Source organism: Ochrobactrum sp. SSR (assembly GCF_030067775.1).
GTDB classification, from domain to species: Bacteria; Pseudomonadota; Alphaproteobacteria; order Rhizobiales; family Rhizobiaceae; genus Brucella; species Brucella teleogrylli.
The window spans coordinates 189,057-209,524 of sequence record NZ_CP125969.1 but is presented as its reverse complement, the minus strand read 5'-3'; the positions used below and the strand labels follow the sequence as shown (position 1 = coordinate 209,524).

Genomic DNA, 20,468 nt, shown 5'->3' with positions numbered 1-20,468 from the left:
TCTTTACTGAGGCTCCGGTCAGCAGCCATCGACGCGCTGAAGCGATGCCGAAAGGCCGATCAGCGAGAATGTGTAGCGCGTCTGCGTGCCACGCGCTGAAACCGCCTGCACATTGACCGCCTTGCCTGCACGCATTGCCTTTATAATCCGCGTTTCATCGGCGACATTTTCCGCCCAGGCGCGATTGCCTTCACTGAAGAAAGGAAATGCTGTGCCATCCACCATGACATTCACGGCTTTGTCTGCCTTGAGATCATAGCCCATGACAAGCTGCGGGCTGTACTGTCCGCTCGACTTGGAAATAATGATGAAATTATCGCCGTGCCTGACATCTACGGGATGAAATTTAACCGGAACCGTCAAAGCATAGCATTTGTTACCGGGCAGATCAGTGTTCTGATAAACGCCCCAGTCCTTAAATTCTCCGATATAATTCGTCTTTGCCGTAGCCACGAGAGAACTCGCCACCAACCCTGCCAGTGCTAACGCAACGGTGGTTGCATTTTTCCTCATCGCCGAAAACCTCCATAATATTGCAAAATCACGCATGTTAAAAAATTATAACATTGCGTTACTATTTCCTTAACAAAGACCTAAAAATTTGTTGAAAATTTGAGAATAAGAATCCGCAATTCAAACAGGGCACAGCAGCGCGATATCAGCCCGGCAGACAGAACAATGGATATGATCGGGAAATGACGGGCGAAGCAGCACGAACGTGGTCGGCGCGCGGCTTTCGAAACACGAAAGCCGATCTGCAAGTCTTTGCTTTTAAAGGAAATGGTGGGCCCGGAGGGACTCGAACCCCCAACCAAGCGGTTATGAGCCGCCGGCTCTAACCAATTGAGCTACAGGCCCCACGCAACACTGCACGTACCCTAAAGAAACGGAAGATACAACTGTCAAATCTGCCAGTCGCCCTAATGCGCACATATTCGATTGCGATGGATGGCGTCAGCAAGCCACGATGGTCAGGATTTGAAGCCCCCGGTTGCATTAAAGGGGCATTTCCATTCTTATATCATGGCGACGCGCATGAGAGGGAACTTAAGAAACAAACGATTTCAACGATAAAGCGAACCGATAACCCGGATTGCTTTCAATAAGCTGCCTCAACATTCTCTACAGGAGATTTCATGAAAAACCGCGCTACCACGCTCATAGCAGCCTCTTTTTCGGCAATCATGCTCGCAGGCGCTCTCGCCCTGCCCGCCGCAGCCCAGGAGAACCAGATGTCGAGACAGCCTGCGCGCATTGCCGTGACCGGTGAAGGCACCACGACAGCCGCACCTGACATGGCGATTCTCAATCTCACCGTTCTGCGCGAAGCCCAGACGGCCCGCGAGGCGATGACCGCCAATAACGAAGCCATGGCCAAAGTTCTCGACGCCATGAAAAAAGCCGGCATCGAAGGGCGCGACCTCCAGACCGGCGGCATCAATATCCAGCCGCGCTATGTTTTCCCTGACGACAAGAACGGCCTCAAGGAACCGAGCATCACAAGCTATGCGGTCACCAACAGCCTCACCGTGCGCGTCCGTGATCTTGCCAAGGTCGGCGAAGTACTCGACCAGTCCATTACACTCGGCGTCAATCAGGGCGGAGATCTGAGCTTCGTCAACGACAATCCGGCTGCAACCATCAACGAAGCGCGCAAGCGCGCCGTGGCCGACGCTGCCGCCAAGGCTAAGACGCTTGCCGATGCCGCAGGCGTCGGTCTCGGCCGTGTCATCGAAATCACCGAACAGGGCCGTCCGCCCATGCCGATGCCAATCGCCCGCGGCCAGTTCAAGACCATGGCTGCCGCCGCTCCGGAAGATGCCGTTCCGGTCGCAGCTGGCGAAAACAGCTTCAATGTTTCGGTCAATGTCGTCTACGAGATCAAGCAATAACGACAGTTTCGGCCAACAAAAAAGGGCGCCAGGCGCCCCTTTTCTTTTATCTTTACATCACATTAGCGGATGATCGGACAGCCGCGCGCATTGGCGAATACAACGCCGCTCGGACGGCCATGGCGGAAGCCGCGCACCTGCACGGATTTGCCGCGATAAGCGACGCGCGCATTGCGAATGCCCATGCGATGCGCCTTCATCTTGGCGGATTCAACAGAGCAGGCAGGGCCGCGATAGGCCGGACGTCCATGATGTGGACGACCGCGATAATCGACATTGATAACTGCGCCATGGGCGGCAGTGCTGACAGCCGGTGTTGTCATTGCAGGCGCGGCATTCGCCGATGCGCCAGCCGAAAAGACGGCGGCAAGACCAAGTGCAGCGGTAACGGCAAACGACTTGAGCGAAATAGCGGACATTTTGAACCTCTTCCAATTGAGTGTCAGGCCCTCCGCCTGAGACACCCGATAATTAGAACGAGGAAGATGAACGAAACGAAAAGCCTCCGTTCATCTGACATTCAGTTAAGACGAGCGAGACGGATAAGGCAGGAAACCACTGGTAAAACCCATTCAAATTCAAAGAATTAAGAGAACTGAAAAGTGCTGCCTGCTCTCTATTAAATTTAAGCAATGTTATAAAGAATGCGCATTCAATCGGGCATGACCATATGATCGAGATAATCCTCGTCATCTTCCATGTCATGATCGAAGGCGGTTACCTTGCCGCGCACCGAAACGCCCGCCTCATGCACAGTGTCCCGCGAGCCGGAAACCAGCGGATGCCACCAGTAAAGGTCGGAGCCTTCCGCAACGAGACGATAAGCGCAGGTCACCGGCAACCAGTCCACTTCATCGACGATTTCCGGCGTCAGGAATACGCAATCCGGCACGGTGGCCCTGCGGTTTGGATAATCGCGGCACTGGCAGGTTTCAGCATTGAGCAAAGTGCAGGCCACGCTCGTCCAGTAAATCTCGTTGGTGTCGTCGTCCTGCAATTTATGCAGGCAGCACTGGCCACAACCGTCGCACAGGCTTTCCCACTCGCTGCGGGTCAGCTGATTGAGCTTTTTGGTTTTCCAGAATGGTTTGTCGGTCATGTCTGAGCCTATATCGGAAATATGTCGGGAATAGCGTGGACAAATCGCCGCCCTGACTGGAGCTGATGCGTACGGCTAATTGACTATTGAAAGCCCGGCCTGCCTGGGCTAAGTCAGAAGCATCATTCCCATGATCGTAAGCGTCTAACGTCAGGCAACGCATCAACCGACCGGAAACGGCCGCCGATGCACTGACGTTGTGTTCCGTTTTCCGCTCTGAATTCCAGGTACTATCATGCCAAATTCTGACACGCCGCGTCGCAGGAAACTGCCAGCGCATTATGCGTCTTTCGTCATGCCGCTCATTCTTTCGATGCTGATGACACTGGTGGTCTCGCTGATCGCAACCGCGAAAAGCCTCGGCCTCACCCATCCCGATCTCGCATCCAACTGGATGAGTTCATGGGTGGTTTCGTGGATCGTGGCTTTCCCGGTTCTGCTGATGCTTCTGCCGATTGTGCGCAAAATGGTTGCCTTTGTGTGCCATCCAGATTGATCCGATCATCGGGGCAAACTCAATAAAAAGCGCCGCGCATGGACCCATGCGCGGCGCTTTCATTTGCAATCGAGACGATCAGCGGAAGATATGCTCGCCCTGCTCGTCAACGATCTGGCGACCCTTGTTCAGCGCAATGCTGGCGGCATCCTCGATGCCGGGGCAACGGTCAGCGCGAACGAAGCGATATTCCTTCAATTCACCATTGATCGTTTTGGAAATCACACCGCACACCTGATACTGACCGCCTTCGCTGTAAGGCGTGGCGACGATCAGAAAATCCTTGTGCTCGGTACGACCGGCCTCTTTCGGCTCCGCTGATTTCTCAGCGGCTTCACCACCGCCGCCGAACAGACGCTTCAGGAACGACATGGTTTCCTCCGGTTTTAAGAATCGAGGAACGAACGCAGCTTGCGCGAACGGCTCGGATGCTTGAGCTTGCGTAGCGCCTTCGCTTCGATCTGACGGATACGTTCACGGGTAACCGAGAACTGCTGGCCGACTTCTTCGAGCGTGTGGTCGGTGTTCATACCGATACCGAACCGCATACGCAGAACGCGTTCTTCACGCGGCGTCAGCGAAGCGAGAACACGGGTCGTCGTATCGCGCAGGTTCGCCTGAATGGCGGCGTCGATCGGCAGCAGTGCGTTCTTGTCCTCGATGAAATCACCCAGATGTGAATCTTCCTCGTCGCCGACTGGCGTTTCGAGAGAGATCGGCTCCTTGGCGATCTTCAGCACCTTGCGCACTTTTTCGAGCGGCATGGCAAGCTTTTCGGCCAGTTCTTCCGGCGTCGGCTCACGACCGATTTCGTGCAGCATCTGGCGCGACGTGCGGACGATCTTGTTGATCGTTTCGATCATGTGCACCGGAATACGGATGGTGCGCGCCTGATCGGCAATCGAACGGGTGATTGCCTGACGAATCCACCAGGTCGCATAGGTCGAGAACTTGTAACCGCGACGGTATTCGAACTTGTCGACCGCTTTCATCAGGCCGATATTGCCTTCCTGAATGAGATCGAGGAACTGAAGGCCACGGTTCGTGTACTTCTTGGCAATGGAAATCACGAGACGCAGATTGGCCTCGACCATTTCCTTCTTGGCGATGCTGGCTTCGCGTTCGCCCTTCTGTACCTGATTGACGATGCGGCGGAATTCGCCGATCGAAATCGCGGTTTCAGTGGCGAGGTTCTGAATTTCGCTGCGCAGACGGGCAATCGTACCCACTTCCTTGGCGGCAAAATCCTTCCAGCCGCGAGCCGATAGCAGACCGACGCGCTCAACCCAGTTCGGGTCGAGTTCGTGGCCCTGATATTCCTTCAAGAACTCATCGCGACGCACGCCGAAGGATTCAGCCAGACGCAGAAGCTTGCCTTCGTTCTGAACCAGACGCTTATTGATATCGTAGAGCTGTTCGACGAGCTGTTCGATACGATTCTGATTGAGAGAGAGCGACTTCACGGCGGTGATCAGCTCGTCTTTCAGTTCCTTGTAGCGGCGCTCCTGGCTGGAGGAGAGTTCGCCGGTCGCGGCCAGACGGCCTTCAACCTGCTGGTCCTGCAGCTTGCGCAGCTTCTTGTAGGTATCGGCGATGAGGTCGAGCGTTTCCATGACCTGTGGGCGCAGTTCGGCTTCCATGGCCGCCAGCGACAGGTTGGCTTCGTCTTCGTCCTCTTCTTCCTCTTCCGCTGGCATGTCGCCGCCGACATTGGTGATGTCGTCGTCGTCACGCGAACGGCGCGCGGGCTTGTCGTCGCGCGGACGTTCTTCTTCCACACGCTCGATCACCGGCGCCTGCTTGGCTTCCGGACCGGCATAGGTGGTTTCGAGATCGATGATTTCGCGCAGGAGAATGTTGGATTCATTCAACTGATCGCGCCAGATGATGATGGCCTGGAAAGTCAGCGGGCTTTCGCACAGCCCGGCAATCATCGTTTCGCGACCGGCTTCGATGCGCTTTGCGATGGCGATTTCGCCTTCGCGCGACAGAAGCTCCACCGAACCCATTTCGCGCAAATACATGCGCACGGGGTCGTCGGTGCGGTCCGTCGGCTCTTTCTTGGTCGTCGTGGTGGCAACGGCAGTACCGCCAGCCTCGACCAGATCGCCGCCTTCTTCCGCGTCGTCGTCGTTGTTGTTTTCTTCGCGATCGTTGTCTTGCTCGTCGTCTTCAACGACGTTGATGCCCATGTCGGAAAGCATGGCCATGGTATCTTCGATCTGCTCCGACGTCACTTCCTCGGAAGGAAGAACGGCGTTCAGTTCGTCCATGGTCACATAGCCACGCTTCTTCGCGACCTTGATCATCTTCTTGACAGCATCGTCAGAAAGGTCGAGAAGCGGACCGTCGGCAGCACCTTCGCGCTCGACTTCGGCTTCTTCGTTTTCCTTAACCTTCGTTGCCATATGTTCTTCTCCAGGCGACCCCGGTCGCTTTTAAGATATATAGAGTGTCCGAACGGTTTTGCGAGCCTGCAAGCCGCCGGTTGATTCTGCGAGTAGCTGATTTGCCGTTAATGGCGGATTAACCCTGCCCTCGGTATCAGGCTCCATCGTGATCGATTTTCTGTGGGCAGAGCCGGTGACATCACGTCATCGCAACGGTTTTTTGCCCTTGTTCCGCATCCCGCTTCCCACGGAGCAGAGGTATCGGAACATCATCGGTATCCGTTCTATCCTTGTTCGAACTGTCGTGATTCCGTCATTTACGCCATTCGTCAAGAGCGACTCACCTGATTCGCCCTCAAAAAGCGAATCATTTGTTGTCGCGGCCCATCCGCGGGCTAGAACTGTTCCGGTTAAAACGGAATCGTGAAACCGCTCTATCTTTTTGTTTTTACGCATTATCCTACGCAAAACCGCTACGCACTTTTGCTGGAAATGCTCTAATTAGAGCGCTATTGGCCGTCCGCAACCCCGTATTCCCGGTACTTTCCCATAAAGTGATTCGGGCAATCCGAATCAAAAACCGCCGGGAGAGCGTCCGGACGACAGACCGAAACCGTCGATCAGGGCTTCGGTCGCATCTGCCTTTAAAATCTGATTTTGTATATCGATGAGGCGCGCATAAAGTTCGCCCGTCTCATCGGTTTCCAGTGCGGCCTCCACGGCTCGCAGCTCCTTATGTAGTGTGCGGGCGCGCTGATGCAAGTGAAGCGCCTGCCGCAAAGCTTCCCGCGCATCGTCTTCCGCCGCAAGCGCGGATGCGGTCCAGAGCCTTGCGCCCTTCACCGCCTGTTCCAGCGTTTCGATCAGATCGCGATGCCCGGCGCCGACCAGCGCGTGACGCATGGCCAGACCATCGTCCACATGGTCGGAGGCCAGAACGTCGAGCATGGCCAGATGCAGCGTCTTCAACGCATCATGCGCCAGATCAAGCCCGGCAATCGTTTCGAAATCTTCTTCGATCAGGCGCGGATGGTTCATCAGCGTGAGTACGATTGCCGTTTCCCGCAGCGGCGCATGGGTGCCCGCACCGGGACGCCCGCCTTTGACCAGCGTGGAACGAACAAGGCTGTCGGAGATCGTCAATCGCCCGCCGCCGCCCATGCCAGGGGCGCCACGTCCGCGCCCATTGTCGTTGCGGCGGTTGAACGACCCATTGCGCTGGCCGCCCTGCTGCCGCCCCTGCCCGAAGAATGCCTGGGCGCGTTCGCGCATATCCTGACCGTAATGGCGGCGAATATCCTCATTGGCGATGCGGCTGGTGATCTCGCGCAAACGCGCTTCCAGTTCGGCGCGCTTTTCCGGCGTGTCGAACACGCCGCCCACGGTTTCGCGGGTCCAGATCATGTCGACCAGCGGCTTGGCGTCACGCAGCACGGCCTGAAACGCCGCCGGACCTTCCGCCTTGACCAGATCGTCCGGGTCCTGTCCTTCCGGCAACAGCGCAAAGCGCAGCGACTTGCCCGGCTGCAAGGTCGGCAGACCAAGATCGGCGGCGCGATAGGCAGCGCGAAGCCCCGCACCGTCACCATCGAAGCAAAGCACCGGTTCCGGGCTGATGCGCCAGAGAAGTTCGAGCTGTTCTTCGGTCAGCGCCGTACCGAGCGGCGCCACGACGTGGTGGAAACCCGCCTGCGCCAGCGCGATCACATCCATATAGCCTTCGACGGCGATGATCGGCTTGGCCGGTTCGCCATTTTGTGGCTGGCAGGCCTTGCGTGCGCGCAGACCGTTATAAAGCACCCGCCCCTTGTGGAAGAGTTCGGTTTCCGGCGAGTTCAGATATTTGGCAGGCGCATCGGCAGAAAGTGCGCGGCCGCCGAATGCGATGATGCGTCCGCGCAAATCCTCGATGGGGAACATCACGCGGTCGCGGAAGCGGTCATAGGAAACGGCAATGCCCTCGCCATGCACCACGAGGCCGCAAGCCTCGATCTGCTCGCGCGATACGCCCTTGCCCGCCAGAAACTCTTTCAGGGCATTGCGCGATTCCGGCGCATAGCCCATGCGGAACGCCTGCTGCGTCGCGCTGGAAAGGCCACGGTCGCGCAGATAGGCGCGCGCCTTGGCACCGGCAGTACTCTGTAGCTGCGCCTCGAAAAACTGCGCCGCCAGTTCCATGACGTCATAAAGCGTTGCGCGCTCAGCCTCACGCTTTTCCATTTCAGGATCGCGCGCAGGCATGGGCACCCCCGCCATATCGGCCACGCGCTCCACGGCTTCTGGAAAACTCAAGCCTTCCAGTTCGGTCAGAAACTTGAAGTGATCGCCAGTCACGCCGCAACCGAAACAGTGGTAACGTCCCTTGCGGTCTTCGCAGTGGAAGCTCGGCGTGTTTTCGCCATGGAACGGACAACAGGCCCAGAAATCGCCCTTCGGCGGATTGCTCTTTTTGCGGTCGAACGAAACCCGTGCTCCGATCAGCGTCGAGATCGGCACACGATCTCTGATCTCATCGAGAAAGGAGGGTGGGAAACGCATTACAGATTTCACTTTCAGCTCGGCCCGACAGCGGGCGTGTCTTCCATAGAGTATATAGGCGCGCAGGCTCTGACAGTCCATCGCGCGCGCATAACCCTCCCCGCTAATCACAGTCTTCTGCCCAGACTGTTTGACAACCTTTTCGACGAGCCTGCTCACGGTCATGCAACTGTCACAAAACTGTCATATAACTTTTACATTCAGCGTAAGCCGGTTGATTTTATGCGCGAATAAGCCCATATCTCTTGGATATTTAATTAGCCGGAACATAATTTCTTCGTTTTATGAGATAATTCTAGCTTTCAACGTCAACCGCCAACCGAAGGGATTTCGCCGTGAACGGTTCTTTGGTCCTTTTGCATCTTGCCGGCGCTGTCGCCCTTCTTTTGTGGGCCACCCGCATGGTGCGAACCGGGGTAGAGCGCGCTTATGGCGACCGCCTGCGCAGACGCCTGCGCAACCAGATGCACAACCCGATCCTGTCGGTCGCTTTTGGCCTTGCGCTGGCTGTCGCGCTGCAAAGCTCGACGGCGGTGACGCTGCTCGTCGGCTCCTTCGTGGGGTCGGGCTTCGTCAGCGGCGTGGCCGGACTGATGGCAGTGCGCGGCGGCGAACTCGGCTCGGCGCTCGTCGTCAAGATCCTGAGCTACGACCTGACAATCCTCGTGCCGCTCTGCCTTGTTATCGGCACCGGCATCTTCATGACCACCGAGCGCCGCGACTGGCGGCAGATCGGGCGCATTCTCGTCGGCATCGGCCTTCTGATCATGTCGCTGGAAATGACCGGCCAGGCCACCGAACCGCTGCGCGAAAGCGCGCTTCTGCCGGTCATTGTCGATTATCTGTCCAACGACCCGATCACCACCTATCTGCTGGCCGCACTGCTGACCTGGCTGTTCCATTCCAGCGTCGCGGCGGTCATCCTGCTGACCACATTCGCATCGCGCGGTCTCATCGATCCGGAACTGGCCGTGGTCATGGTGCTGGGCGTCAATCTCGGTTCCTCGATCATCGCGCCGATCCTCACCCGCAATGCTCCGCCGGAAACCCGCGTGGTGCCACTCGGTAATCTTCTGATGCGCGGTGCAGGCTCGCTGGTGATGCTGGTGCTTTACGAGACTTTCAAGCCGTCGATTGCCTTTCTTGGCGCTGATCCGGTGTCGCAGGTGGTCAACGCGCATATCCTGTTCAACGTGATTGTCATGGTGGCGGGTATCCCGCTCTCCGGGCTGGTTCTGCGCACCACAGAAGCGCTCGTTCGCCTCAATGCGGATAAGACCGCACCGGCGCAGCCGCTGGAAATGGAAGAATATAGCGCCCTCGACACAAGCGTACTCGACCGCCCATCGCAGGCGCTGGCCAACGCCACCCGCGAAGTCGTCGGCGTCTGCGATACCGTCGAGGTGATGCTGCGCCGCATCATCGATCTCTACGAAAAGCCGGATCAGGCCCGCATCAACGAACTCGCCGCCCTCGACGATCGCGTGGACAAGAAACATGCCGCGATCAAGCTTTATCTGACGCGGCTTGCCTCGCATGATCTCAACGAGTTTGAGGCGCTTCGGATGCAGGAACTGCTCGGCGCCTGCGTGAAGCTCGAACAGGTGGGCGACATCATCGTGCGCAACATGCTGGCGCAGGTGCAAAAGAAGATGGACCACAAGCTGGAATTCACCGAGGAAGGCTGGGAAGAACTCAGCCACTTCCACGCCATGGTTCTGGCCAATGCGCATCTGGCGTTCAACGTGGTCGTCTCACGTGACGGGCGCACGGCGCGCCAGCTCGTTCAGGAAAAGGATCGGCTGCGCGAACTGGAAAAGCAGACCAGCCTGCGCCACTTCTCGCGTCTGCGCGAAGGCTCAACCCGCAGCATCGAGACCAGCACAATCCATCTCGATACCATCCGCGACCTGAAGCAGATCAATTCGCTGCTGGCCTCGATGGCCTATCCCGTGCTGGAAGAACAGGGCCTCCTGAGCGAAACGCGGCTCAAGACCGCCAAGCAGGGCTAATTTGCCATGAAATGAAAAAACCCTCGCCATTGGCGAGGGGCTTTTCGGTCACAAGCGCTGCTTATTGCAGCAGCGATTTCATCAGCGCGCTTGCTTTGGTGAAGTCCATCTGGCCTGCATAGCGTTCCTTGAGGATCGCCATGCACTTGCCCATGTCGCGCAGCCCCTGCGCGCCGATTTCGGCGATGACGTCCTCGCAAGCCTTCTTCACTTCTTCCTCAGTCATCTGCTGCGGCAGAAACTCGGAGATAATGACGATTTCCTCGCGCTCGGCTTCCGCCAGCTCAATGCGGCTGCCTTCTTCATAGATGCGCGCCGATTCTTCGCGCTGCTTGACCATCTTGCCGAGAATGCCCAGCAATTCCTCATCGCCGACCGGGTCCTTGCCGGCGGAACGGTTGGCGATATCGCGGTCCTTCACGGCGGCCAGGATGAGGCGCAGCGTCGATGTGCGGCGCTTTTCATGCGCCTTGAGCGCGGTTGTGAGGGCCTGGGAAATCTCCTGGCGAAGCATCGAATGTCTCCTGACGGTGTTTGTCTCTTCTTACCCGCAACGTGATCCATAAAGCAATCGCGTGCTGCTACGAGCTGTCCGAACTACCCGCCCGTAGAACAATAATGCGATCATTATCGCGATTATTTCCCGATTGGGTGCGCTCGGACGATTGACCCGGCAACCAAGTTTCTTTATTGATCAAGGCTTAGCAGGACATCGGTACATGCTGGCAGTGGGAGGTTTGAAATCCCCGCTGCTTTTTGGCGCATATATGATCCCGTCGCCCGTTGGCGCGTATATGACCATTGACGCCCCATCTTTCAAGCCATTCGCCCGGTAACAGGGGTGGAGCTGGCGGGTTGGAACGCGAGCGTGTGCGGAAGCTAAAACATTAAACGTGGCACGGATTTAGGTGCTGCAATTTAAACAGGAGTGCAAACATGACCGAAACGACCCCGAAAACCGCACCCTGGACAACCGAAAAGCGAACCGCCGTTCTGGTTCTTGCCGACGGCACCGTGATCGAAGGCAAGGGCCTCGGCGCGACCGGCGCAATCGAAGCGGAAGTTGTCTTCAACACGGCGCTCACCGGTTACGAAGAAATCCTGACCGATCCGTCCTATGCCGGACAGATCGTGACCTTCACCTTCCCGCATATCGGCAATGTCGGCACCAATGTCGAAGACATCGAAGACCTGACGCCAGCCAACCGCCACGGCGCCGTCGGCGCGATCTTCAAGGCCGATATCACCGCACCATCCAATTATCGCTCGAGCGAAGATCTCGATGCTTGGCTGAAGGCGCGCGGCGTCATCGCGCTGGCAGGCATCGACACCCGCGCCCTCACCGCGCTGATCCGCGAACGAGGCGCGCAGAATGCCGTCATCGCGCATGACCCGAACGGCAAGTTCGACATTGACGCCCTGAAAGCCCGCGCGGCTGGCTGGAGCGGTCTGGAGAATCTTGATCTCGCCAAGGATGTCACCATCGGCCAGAGCCAGGTCTGGAACGAAACGCCCTGGATCAAGGGCGAGAGCTTCGGCGAGCTGAACAACCCGCAATATCATGTGGTCGCGCTCGATTTCGGCGTGAAGCGCAACATTCTACGTCTGCTCTCGGGCCTCGGCGCCAAGGTCACGGTTCTGCCCGCAACGGCAACCGCCGACGACGTGCTGGCTTATAATCCCGATGGCGTGTTCCTGTCGAACGGCCCCGGCGATCCGGCAGCCACCGGCGAATATGCCGTGCCGACCATCCGCAAACTGGTTGACAGTGGCCTACCGGTTTTCGGCATCTGCCTCGGTCACCAGATGCTGGCGCTGGCGCTTGGCGGTCGCACCGAGAAGATGCATCAGGGCCATCACGGCGCCAACCATCCGGTGAAGGACTACACGACCGGCAAGGTGGAAATCGTCTCGATGAACCACGGCTTTGCAGTCGATTCCGAATCGCTGCCGGAAGATGTCGAAGAAACCCATGTCTCGCTGTTCGACGGCACCAATTGCGGCCTGCGCGTCATCGGCAAGCCGGTCTTCTCCGTGCAGCATCACCCGGAAGCATCGCCCGGCCCGCAGGATTCACACTACCTGTTCCGCCGGTTCATCAATTTGATCCGCGAAAAGAAGGGCGAAGCTCTTCTGCCGGAACGCGAACAGGCTGCGTGAATCCAAAACTGAGGTTTTGCGGTTAACTTATTGTGCGAAAAATAAAAAAGCCGGGGCAAACACCCCGGCTTTTTTCATGCTCCAATGTGGGCGTTTAAGCGTCCACAGGCTTCGACTTTGGCTTCGGATGCACCCGCGCCACCACCACGACCAGCGCAATGAAGATCAACCCAGCTGCAACCGCATAGGGCATACCGGCGAAGTCGAACGGGGCATTCGCGCCGGTAAAATGGCTGAACAACTGCGTGAAGAGCAGCGGCCCGATAATCGTCGTGATGCTCGAAACGCTGGTCAGCGCACCCTGCAACTCACCTTGCGCGGAAGGCGGCACCTTGCCCGCAGCGATACTGCGCAGCGGTGGATCGGCGAAGCCTTCCAGAGCGGTCAGGAAGATGACCGCATAGACCATCCAGCCCTCCCAGGCGATTGCATAGCCCGTCAGACCGAGACCGGCAAACAGCACGCCGATGATCGCCGTGCGCCGTTCGCCCAGAATAGGCAGAGCGCGCGGCAGCACGACTGCCATAACGAACGCTGTACCGATACCGAACATGCCAAGCGACAGGCCGATCTGTGCCTCGTTCCAATTATAGCGGTACGCGCCGACAAAGGCCCAGACCGACGGATAAACCGCATGGGCCAGCCAGTACAGGAAGAAGACCGCCATCACCCAGCCGATGCCGGGATAGCTGCGCAACTGCTTCAGCGCACCGAGTGGGTTGGCGCGTCCGATCTGGAAACTGCGCCTGTTTTGCAAGGACAGCGTTTCCGGCAACAGGAAGTAAGCCAGCACGAAATTGATGAAGGACAAGAGCGCCGCCCCGTAGAACGGAACGCGCGGACCGAATTCGCCAAGCAGGCCGCCCAGAACCGGGCCGAGCGCAAAGCCCACGCCGAAGGCAATGCCGATCAGGCCGAAATTGCGCGCGCGATTGCTGTCATCGCTGACATCCGCAATATAGGCGGATGCGGTCGCAAAGCTTGCGCCGCTGATGCCCGCCAGCACACGTCCGACGAACAGCATCCAGAATGAGGTTGCCAGCGCGCAGATGAGATTGTCGATTGCAAATGTCAGAATGGAGGCCAGCAGAACGGGCCGCCGTCCGAAACGGTCGCTGAGATTTCCGATCAGCGGCGCGAACAGAAACTGCATCGCCGCATAGACCAGAAGCAGCCAACCGCCATCGACTGCAGCGGTGCTGACATCCGCGCCGGTCAGTTCTTCGAGATAGGCTGGCAGAACCGGCATGATGATCGCGATCCCGATAATATCGAGAAACAGCGTCATGAAGACCAGCCAAAGGCCCCGCTTTACGAATTTGGGGTCAAGCATTGGAACACCTGAAATATGCTCATGCGGATGTGCCGCAGACAGCATCATGTTTTGATTGTTGGAAAGGATCGCGCGTCATCGCCGCTCAAAACTGAGCGTCACGCATGATTTGGAAAAGGGCCGCGCCGATGCAGACCCTTTATAGGGAAAATTATTCTACGACAAGCCTGCTTGATGAAACTCGGCGAAATTGCTGCCAAACACCGCTTAAGCTGCAAAGAAAAAGGCGGCCGTAGCCGCCTTTTACCGCATATTCCGGGCGGATTAGACGTCACCGCTGAATGTATCGCAGGATTCGAGCTTGCCTGTATCAAAGCCGCGCTTGAACCACTTGGCGCGCTGGGCCGATGTGCCGTGGTTGAAGCTTTCCGGCACGACATAGCCCTGACTGCGGCGCTGCAAGGTATCATCGCCGATCTGGTGCGCCGCATTGAGCGCATCTTCAAGATCACCCGTTTCCAGAATGCCCTTCTGCTCGGTGTAATAGCCCCAGATTCCGGCGAAACAATCAGCCTGAAGCTCGACGCGAACCGACATCTGGTTGGCCTGCACTTCGTTCATCTGCTGACGCATCTGGTTGAACTTCGGCAGAATGCCGAGCAGGTTCTGGACATGGTGCCCGACTTCATGCGCCAGCACATAGGCCTGCGCGAAATTGCCCGACGCGCCGAAACGGTTCGCCAGTTCGTCATAGAAGCTCAGATCGATATAGAGCTTGCGGTCGCCGGGGCAGTAGAACGGCCCGGATGCCGCCGAAGCGAAACCACAGGCCGAACGAACCTGCCCGGTGAAGAGAACCATGGTCGGCTTGGTATAGGTCTGGCCGCGCGACTGGAAAATACCGCTCCAGACATCTTCTGTCTCGGCAAGCACCGTGCGGGCAAACTGAGTCATCTCGTCATTGGCGACGGCGCCGCCCTCGGCAGCCGTGCGACCACTGGACTGCTGTTGCGTCTGCACGGACGAGTCCATGCCACCGCCGCCGAACAGAATCGGTATCGGATCGATACCGAAGGCGCGCAGCACGAAGAACATCACGACCAGAATGAGAATGCCGGAAAGCCCGCCGCCGCGCACGACCTTGAAGCCCGGCCCGCCACCGCCAAAACCGCCGCCCTGGCCACCGCCTGTGCCGCCACCGCCGCTACGCTGGTCTTCCACATTGTCACTTTGCCTACGACCTTGCCAGCGCATGCACCCACTCCCTCAACACCGGCCGCTGTAAACCCCGCGGCGCAAAATATTATCTCGTATAATTGTCGCATAAAGAGTTGCCACCGCAATATAAAAAGTAAATGGCATGCAAATCACAAACGAAGACTCGCACGCAATAATTGCTGTTCGGGATTGCCTTATCGCGCGGCTTTAAACTTCTGCCTAAAAAGCCAGCAACCCAGCGCGGATGCGACCACTGTCGCCGCGCCGACTGCGAGGCTGGAAGCGCTCATATCCGTAAATACGACCGCATTCATGATGCGCCCCGGCATGAAGGCAAAGAGCCCCGCTCCGATTATACCCAGAAAATAGACCCGTCGCGTGATTCTGCGATGAATGACTATATCGCCCTGACGCGCGGCGATAACCGACCGGATGCATCCGGCGATGACCAGCACGGACAGGATGTGTATCGGGCTGAAGCCCCAGAGCAGGTTGATCTGGTGTATGAAAAAGCTTGTCATTGCGGTGACGACCATCAGCACCATCCATATGCGCCCGAGATATTTGTGCCGTCGCGTGCCCTTTTTGCGCAGGAGAATGAATGCGCCCAGCAACGCTGCGGGTACGACGGTGGCGACGTGCAGCTGGACAGCAAGTGGTGCTTGGAGAAGCGGGGCGAAATTCATGGTGAAGCTCCGGTTGAATTTCCACCTTCCTTCGACAACACTGCGCTCGGCTCAATTGGAATGACGTGGAATGCAGGAAAACTTCGTGGCTGGCGGCTTTATGCAATTCGCGCTTCGTGAAATGACGGTCATTTCGCGCGCGCTCCGCCTCTGGATGACGTTTCTTGTCGTGGTGCTGATCTTGACGATAACGGCGGCCCTTGGCACGGGTTCGATGCCCGTCGCTATCCGCTTTTTCTATTGGCTGCTGATTCAGTTTGGCGGCTGGTCCATCGCCATTTTATTCGCCGTTCTCGCGGATTCCCTGCTGAAGCCATGGGTCGCCAGCACTTTTGCGCGCATGATGACGGGTGCTCTTCTGGCCGCGGTTCCCATCGGCCTATGGGTCGGCCTCGTCGATTACGGTTTTCTGACCAGACTCCCAACCTTCAAAACAGTTGTCGGAAGCATGGCGGTCTCGCTGCCGCTCAGCGCGCTCTTCTGCGTCCTTGCCTATATGACAGTTCGCAAAGACATCGAAACCGTTTCAAACAACAGCCCCGAAGCCCCTGCCCTGCTCAATCGCCTGCAACCGGGCAATCGTGGTCAGTTGCTGCGTCTGTCGGCAGACGACCATTACACGCAAGTCGTCACCAACCGGGGCAAGGAACTGATCCTCATCCGCTTTTCCGACGCAGTGAAGGAAATCGGCGAAACGCCGGGTTTGCAGATCCACCGCTCGCATTGGGTGGCTGACATTCATGTTGAGGAATTGCAGCGCGTCAACGGCGCGCTCAGTCTCAAAACACGCGACGGGACGCTGCTTCCGGTCAGCCGGTCGAGCCAGAAAACGGCGCTGGAGCGTTACCGCATTGGTGCATCACCGCGCAAGAAAACAGCGGCCGGGCAAGATTTTTCGTGAATGCCCGCATTTTCTTTGAAATAAGCGTATTTGTGGGGTTCCGCTTTGGGTCATCATTGCCTATAAGGCCCGCTTAGCCCACAGAATTCATAAGCTGCCAACCCGCCGGAAAACCGTGCGGGCTTTTCTGGCAGGCTAAGCAGCATGTCTCTCGAAAGTGGGAACCGGTTTCGAGACCAAGATATGCGTGAAACAAGAGCATGATCCCGAAAATGGGAACCGGTTTTCGGACAAGATCATGCGCGCGAAGAAGATAGGATGAGCGCCCATGCCGAAACGTACAGATATCAAATCGATCCTGATTATCGGCGCGGGCCCCATTGTCATCGGCCAGGCTTGCGAATTCGACTATTCGGGCACGCAGGCTTGCAAGGCGTTGAAAGAGGAAGGCTACCGCATCATCCTCGTCAACTCCAACCCGGCCACGATCATGACCGATCCCGATCTGGCGGACGCGACCTATATCGAGCCGATCACGCCGGAAGTCGTCGCCAAGATCATCGCCAAGGAACGCCCGGACGCGCTGCTGCCCACCATGGGCGGCCAGACCGCGCTGAACACCGCATTGTCGCTGCGCCGCATGGGCGTGCTGGAGCGCTACAATGTCGAGATGATCGGCGCCAATGCCGAGGCCATCGACAAGGCCGAAGATCGCGCGCTGTTCCGCGAAGCCATGGACAAGATCGGCCTCGATACGCCGGAATCCCGCCTCGCCAACGCCACCGAAATCAAGGACGAAGACCGCAAGCGTCATGAAGCCAAGCGCGCTGAAGTGAAGTCGCAATATTCGGGCGACGCGCTGGACAAGGCCCTCGACAAGCTGGAAACCGAATGGCAGCTCGGCGAAGTCGAACGCAAGCAGCGCTACATGACCCACGCGCTCGCCAAGGCGGCGCAGGCGCTCGACGTGGTTGGCCTTCCGGCCATCATCCGCCCGAGCTTCACGCTCGGCGGCACCGGCGGCGGCATCGCCTATAACCGTCAGGAATTCTTCGAAATCATCGAACGCGGTCTGGACGCATCGCCGACCACCGAAGTTCTGATCGAAGAGTCGGTTCTGGGCTGGAAAGAATATGAAATGGAAGTCGTCCGCGACAAGGCGGACAACTGCATCATCATCTGCTCGATCGAAAACCTCGATCCGATGGGTGTACACACCGGCGATTCGATCACCGTCGCGCCTGCGCTGACGCTGACCGACAAAGAATACCAGATCATGCGCAACGCCTCGATTGCGGTGCTGCGCGAGATCGGCGTTGAAACCGGCGGCTCCAACGTGCAGTTCGCGATCAACCCGGCCAATGGCCGCATGATCGTCATTGAAATGAACCCGCGCGTCTCACGTTCTTCGGCGCTCGCTTCCAAGGCTACCGGCTTCCCGATTGCCAAAGTCGCGGCCAAGCTCGCTGTCGGCTACACGCTGGACGAACTCGACAACGACATCACCGGCGGCGCGACGCCAGCCTCGTTCGAACCGTCGATCGACTATGTCGTCACCAAGATCCCGCGTTTCGCTTTCGAAAAATTCCCCGGCTCCTCGCCGATCCTGACCACCGCCATGAAGTCGGTCGGTGAAGTGATGGCCATTGGCCGCACTTTTCAGGAAAGCTTGCAGAAGGCGCTGCGCGGTCTTGAAACCGGCCTGACCGGCCTTGACGAAATCGCCATTCCCGGCATCGAGGACGGCGACGAGAAGAACGCCATCCGCGCCGCCATCGGCACGCCGACGCCGGATCGTCTGCGCATGGTCGCGCAGGCCATGCGCCTCGGCCTGACTGTCGAGCAGGTGCATGACGCCTCCAAGATCGACCCATGGTTCCTCGAACAGATCGAAGCCATCGTGTTGACCGAAGTGCGCATTCGCGAACATGGTCTGCCGCAGGACGCTGAAAACCTGCGCATGCTGAAGGCAATGGGCTTCTCCGACGCGCGCCTTGCCAGCCTGACCAACAAGGACGCTGCGGACGTGGCTAAGCTGCGCGCCGATCTCGACGTGCATCCGGTCTATAAGCGCATCGATACCTGCGCTGCCGAATTCGCTTCGCCGACCGCCTATATGTACTCGACCTATGAAACGCCCTTCGTCGGCCAGCCACGTTCGGAAGCTGAAGTTTCGGATCGCAAGAAGGTCGTCATTCTCGGCGGTGGGCCGAACCGTATCGGTCAGGGCATCGAGTTCGATTATTGCTGCTGCCATGCTGCCTTCGCGCTCGGCGACGCCGATTACGAAGCCATCATGATCAACTGCAACCCGGAAACGGTTTCGACCGATTACGACACCTCGGACCGCCTCTATTTCGAACCGCTGACGGCGGAAGACGTGCTGGAAATCCTGCGCGTTGAACAGGAAAAGGGCACGCTGCACGGCGTGATCGTCCAATTCGGCGGCCAGACCCCGCTCAAGCTCGCCAATGCGCTTGAAAAGGCCGGCATTCCGATCCTCGGCACCTCGCCGGACGCCATCGACCTTGCGGAAGATCGCGACCGCTTCCAGAAGCTGCTGGTCAAGCTCGACCTGAACCAGCCGAAGAACGGCATTGCCTATTCGGTCGAACAGGCTCGCCTCGTCGCCGCTGACCTCGGCTTCCCGCTGGTCGTTCGCCCGTCCTATGTTCTGGGTGGCCGCGCCATGCAGATCATCCATGACGAGCGCACGCTGCAAGCCTATCTGCTCGACACCGTGCCGGAACTGGTCCCGGAAGATATCAAGGCGAAATATCCGAACGACAAGACCGGCCAGATCAACACCCTGCTCGGCAAGAACCCGCTGCTGTTCGATACCTATCTCACCCAGGCCATCGAAGTGGACGTCGATTGCCTCTGCGATGGCAAGGACAGCTTTGTGTCGGGCATCATGGAGCATATCGAAGAAGCCGGTATTCACTCCGGCGACAGCGCCTGCTCGCTGCCGGTTCACTCGCTCTCGGCTGAAACCGTCGCCGAACTCGAACGTCAGACCGAAGCATTGGCCAAGGCGCTCAATGTCGGCGGCCTGATGAACGTTCAGTTCGCGATCAAGGATGGCGAAATCTTCATCCTCGAAGTGAATCCGCGCGCTTCGCGTACGGTGCCGTTCGTTGCCAAAACCATCGGCACCCCGATTGCCAAGGTCGCGGCCCGCATCATGGCTGGCGAAAGCCTTGAAGCAGCGCTCGGCGCTTATGGCGGCAAGCCGCAGGCCCCATCGCGCCCGCATATCGCGGTCAAGGAAGCCGTGTTCCCGTTCGCTCGTTTCCCGGGCGTCGATACGCTGCTCGGACCGGAAATGCGCTCAACCGGCGAGGTCATGGGCCTCGACTACGACTACGCACTGGCTTTCGCCAAGGCGCAGCTTGGTGCCGGCGTGGAACTGCCGCGTGAAGGCACGGTGTTCGTGTCGGTGCGCGACGAAGACAAGGAACGCGTTCTGGCACCTGTGCGCAAGCTCGCAAGCCTCGGCTTCCGCGTGATGGCAACCGGCGGCACGCAGCGTTTCCTCGCTGACAATGGCGTCGAGGCGATCAAGGTCAACAAGGTCATCGAAGGCCGTCCACATGTGGAAGATGCGATCCGCAACCGTCAGATCCATCTGGTCTTCAACACCACCGACAGCGCCAGCGCCGTGTCCGACTCCAAGTCTATCCGCCGCGCAACGCTGATGCAGAAGCTGCCTTACTACACCACGATGGCAGGCGCAGAATCAGCGGCCGAAGCCATCGCGGCGCTGAAGGCCGGTTCGCTGGAAGTGCGTCCGCTGCAGGATTACTTCCGCGCATAATCTGTTTTACAGATAATGAAAAAAGCCGCCGGAGCGATCCGGCGGC

At 58.2% G+C, this 20,468-nt stretch carries 16 protein-coding genes and 1 tRNA gene; 6 read left to right on the top strand and 11 right to left on the bottom strand.

Annotated elements, in window-relative coordinates; translation table 11 throughout:
• Nucleotides 1-18: 18 nt before the first annotated feature.
• Nucleotides 19-513 carry an invasion associated locus B family protein gene (locus QLQ11_RS00960; RefSeq protein WP_109369447.1) on the bottom strand — a complete coding sequence of 165 codons (495 nt, stop codon included), beginning with the start codon at nucleotides 511-513 and terminating at the stop codon, nucleotides 19-21.
• 268 nt (nucleotides 514-781) lie between these two features.
• Nucleotides 782-858 (bottom strand) — tRNA-Ile (locus tag QLQ11_RS00955).
• 278 nt (nucleotides 859-1,136) lie between these two features.
• On the opposite strand from QLQ11_RS00955, the gene QLQ11_RS00950 reads away from it, so the two are divergent.
• Nucleotides 1,137-1,892 carry an SIMPL domain-containing protein gene (locus QLQ11_RS00950; protein WP_121536442.1) on the top strand — a complete coding sequence of 252 codons (756 nt, stop codon included), beginning with the start codon at nucleotides 1,137-1,139 and terminating at the stop codon, nucleotides 1,890-1,892.
• A gap of 62 nt (nucleotides 1,893-1,954) precedes the next feature.
• Here the strand turns inward: QLQ11_RS00950 and QLQ11_RS00945 are convergent, their stop codons facing one another.
• Entirely contained in the window at nucleotides 1,955-2,311 is a 357-nt protein-coding gene (locus QLQ11_RS00945; protein ID WP_121536444.1) for an antifreeze protein, read from the bottom strand.
• A 233-nt stretch (nucleotides 2,312-2,544) separates the two neighbouring features.
• Nucleotides 2,545-2,991 carry a YcgN family cysteine cluster protein gene (locus QLQ11_RS00940; protein WP_109369450.1) on the bottom strand — a complete coding sequence of 149 codons (447 nt, stop codon included), beginning with the start codon at nucleotides 2,989-2,991 and terminating at the stop codon, nucleotides 2,545-2,547.
• A 235-nt stretch (nucleotides 2,992-3,226) separates the two neighbouring features.
• Here QLQ11_RS00940 and QLQ11_RS00935 point away from each other — a divergent pair, with 235 nt between their 5' ends.
• A complete protein-coding gene (locus tag QLQ11_RS00935; RefSeq protein WP_109369451.1) occupies nucleotides 3,227-3,487 on the top strand; it encodes a DUF2798 domain-containing protein in 261 nt (86 codons plus the stop codon).
• 78 nt (nucleotides 3,488-3,565) lie between these two features.
• On the opposite strand, the gene QLQ11_RS00930 is transcribed toward QLQ11_RS00935, so the two are convergent.
• From QLQ11_RS00930 to dnaG, 3 genes are all read right to left on the bottom strand, one after another.
• Nucleotides 3,566-3,859, bottom strand: a complete 294-nt coding sequence (locus tag QLQ11_RS00930) for an HlyU family transcriptional regulator (RefSeq protein WP_078338696.1) — start codon at nucleotides 3,857-3,859, stop codon at nucleotides 3,566-3,568.
• Nucleotides 3,860-3,873: 14 nt separating this feature from the next.
• Complete coding sequence (gene rpoD, locus QLQ11_RS00925; protein ID WP_109369452.1) at nucleotides 3,874-5,895, bottom strand: RNA polymerase sigma factor RpoD; 2,022 nt, start codon at nucleotides 5,893-5,895, stop codon at nucleotides 3,874-3,876.
• 555 nt (nucleotides 5,896-6,450) lie between these two features.
• Nucleotides 6,451-8,415, bottom strand: coding sequence for a DNA primase (gene dnaG, locus QLQ11_RS00920; RefSeq protein WP_121536446.1), 1,965 nt, complete (start codon nucleotides 8,413-8,415; stop codon nucleotides 6,451-6,453).
• A gap of 335 nt (nucleotides 8,416-8,750) precedes the next feature.
• Between dnaG and QLQ11_RS00915 the strand changes: the two genes are divergently transcribed.
• The gene (locus QLQ11_RS00915) at nucleotides 8,751-10,427 is read left to right on the top strand and encodes a Na/Pi cotransporter family protein (RefSeq protein ID WP_121536448.1); all 1,677 of its coding nucleotides are present in this window, start codon (nucleotides 8,751-8,753) and stop codon (nucleotides 10,425-10,427) included.
• Nucleotides 10,428-10,488: 61 nt separating this feature from the next.
• Here the strand turns inward: QLQ11_RS00915 and QLQ11_RS00910 are convergent, their stop codons facing one another.
• Nucleotides 10,489-10,941 (bottom strand): GatB/YqeY domain-containing protein, encoded by a 453-nt coding sequence (locus tag QLQ11_RS00910; protein ID WP_121536450.1) that lies wholly within the window; start codon nucleotides 10,939-10,941, stop codon nucleotides 10,489-10,491.
• A 422-nt stretch (nucleotides 10,942-11,363) separates the two neighbouring features.
• Here QLQ11_RS00910 and carA point away from each other — a divergent pair, with 422 nt between their 5' ends.
• Nucleotides 11,364-12,587: a glutamine-hydrolyzing carbamoyl-phosphate synthase small subunit gene (gene carA, locus QLQ11_RS00905; protein ID WP_121536452.1), complete on the top strand. Its 1,224-nt coding sequence runs from the start codon at nucleotides 11,364-11,366 to the stop codon at nucleotides 12,585-12,587.
• 94 nt (nucleotides 12,588-12,681) lie between these two features.
• On the opposite strand, the gene QLQ11_RS00900 is transcribed toward carA, so the two are convergent.
• From QLQ11_RS00900 to QLQ11_RS00890, 3 genes are all read right to left on the bottom strand, one after another.
• Nucleotides 12,682-13,920, bottom strand: a complete 1,239-nt coding sequence (locus QLQ11_RS00900) for a TCR/Tet family MFS transporter (protein WP_109370268.1) — start codon at nucleotides 13,918-13,920, stop codon at nucleotides 12,682-12,684.
• Between the two features lie 264 nt (nucleotides 13,921-14,184).
• Nucleotides 14,185-15,114: a neutral zinc metallopeptidase gene (locus QLQ11_RS00895; RefSeq protein WP_121536454.1), complete on the bottom strand. Its 930-nt coding sequence runs from the start codon at nucleotides 15,112-15,114 to the stop codon at nucleotides 14,185-14,187.
• Nucleotides 15,115-15,272: 158 nt separating this feature from the next.
• Nucleotides 15,273-15,764 carry a DUF2306 domain-containing protein gene (locus QLQ11_RS00890; RefSeq protein ID WP_121536456.1) on the bottom strand — a complete coding sequence of 164 codons (492 nt, stop codon included), beginning with the start codon at nucleotides 15,762-15,764 and terminating at the stop codon, nucleotides 15,273-15,275.
• 70 nt (nucleotides 15,765-15,834) lie between these two features.
• Between QLQ11_RS00890 and QLQ11_RS00885 the strand changes: the two genes are divergently transcribed.
• Together QLQ11_RS00885 and carB are read left to right on the top strand one after the other, a co-directional pair.
• Nucleotides 15,835-16,665: a LytTR family DNA-binding domain-containing protein gene (locus QLQ11_RS00885; RefSeq protein ID WP_121536458.1), complete on the top strand. Its 831-nt coding sequence runs from the start codon at nucleotides 15,835-15,837 to the stop codon at nucleotides 16,663-16,665.
• A 268-nt stretch (nucleotides 16,666-16,933) separates the two neighbouring features.
• The gene (gene carB, locus QLQ11_RS00880; protein WP_121536460.1) at nucleotides 16,934-20,422 is read left to right on the top strand and encodes a carbamoyl-phosphate synthase large subunit; all 3,489 of its coding nucleotides are present in this window, start codon (nucleotides 16,934-16,936) and stop codon (nucleotides 20,420-20,422) included.
• The last annotated feature ends 46 nt before the right edge of the window (nucleotides 20,423-20,468 follow it).

Coding starts and splice junctions, on each gene's coding strand:
- QLQ11_RS00960 (WP_109369447.1), bottom strand. CDS start 513: ATGAGGAAAAATGCAACCACCGTTGCGTTAGCACTGGCAGGGTTGGTG.
- QLQ11_RS00950 (WP_121536442.1), top strand. CDS start 1,137: ATGAAAAACCGCGCTACCACGCTCATAGCAGCCTCTTTTTCGGCAATC.
- QLQ11_RS00945 (WP_121536444.1), bottom strand. CDS start 2,311: ATGTCCGCTATTTCGCTCAAGTCGTTTGCCGTTACCGCTGCACTTGGT.
- QLQ11_RS00940 (WP_109369450.1), bottom strand. CDS start 2,991: ATGACCGACAAACCATTCTGGAAAACCAAAAAGCTCAATCAGCTGACC.
- QLQ11_RS00935 (WP_109369451.1), top strand. CDS start 3,227: ATGCCAAATTCTGACACGCCGCGTCGCAGGAAACTGCCAGCGCATTAT.
- QLQ11_RS00930 (WP_078338696.1), bottom strand. CDS start 3,859: ATGTCGTTCCTGAAGCGTCTGTTCGGCGGCGGTGGTGAAGCCGCTGAG.
- rpoD (WP_109369452.1), bottom strand. CDS start 5,895: ATGGCAACGAAGGTTAAGGAAAACGAAGAAGCCGAAGTCGAGCGCGAA.
- dnaG (WP_121536446.1), bottom strand. CDS start 8,415: ATGCGTTTCCCACCCTCCTTTCTCGATGAGATCAGAGATCGTGTGCCG.
- QLQ11_RS00910 (WP_121536450.1), bottom strand. CDS start 10,941: ATGCTTCGCCAGGAGATTTCCCAGGCCCTCACAACCGCGCTCAAGGCG.
- carA (WP_121536452.1), top strand. CDS start 11,364: ATGACCGAAACGACCCCGAAAACCGCACCCTGGACAACCGAAAAGCGA.
- QLQ11_RS00900 (WP_109370268.1), bottom strand. CDS start 13,920: ATGCTTGACCCCAAATTCGTAAAGCGGGGCCTTTGGCTGGTCTTCATG.
- QLQ11_RS00895 (WP_121536454.1), bottom strand. CDS start 15,114: ATGCGCTGGCAAGGTCGTAGGCAAAGTGACAATGTGGAAGACCAGCGT.
- QLQ11_RS00890 (WP_121536456.1), bottom strand. CDS start 15,764: ATGAATTTCGCCCCGCTTCTCCAAGCACCACTTGCTGTCCAGCTGCAC.
- QLQ11_RS00885 (WP_121536458.1), top strand. CDS start 15,835: ATGCAGGAAAACTTCGTGGCTGGCGGCTTTATGCAATTCGCGCTTCGT.
- carB (WP_121536460.1), top strand. CDS start 16,934: ATGCCGAAACGTACAGATATCAAATCGATCCTGATTATCGGCGCGGGC.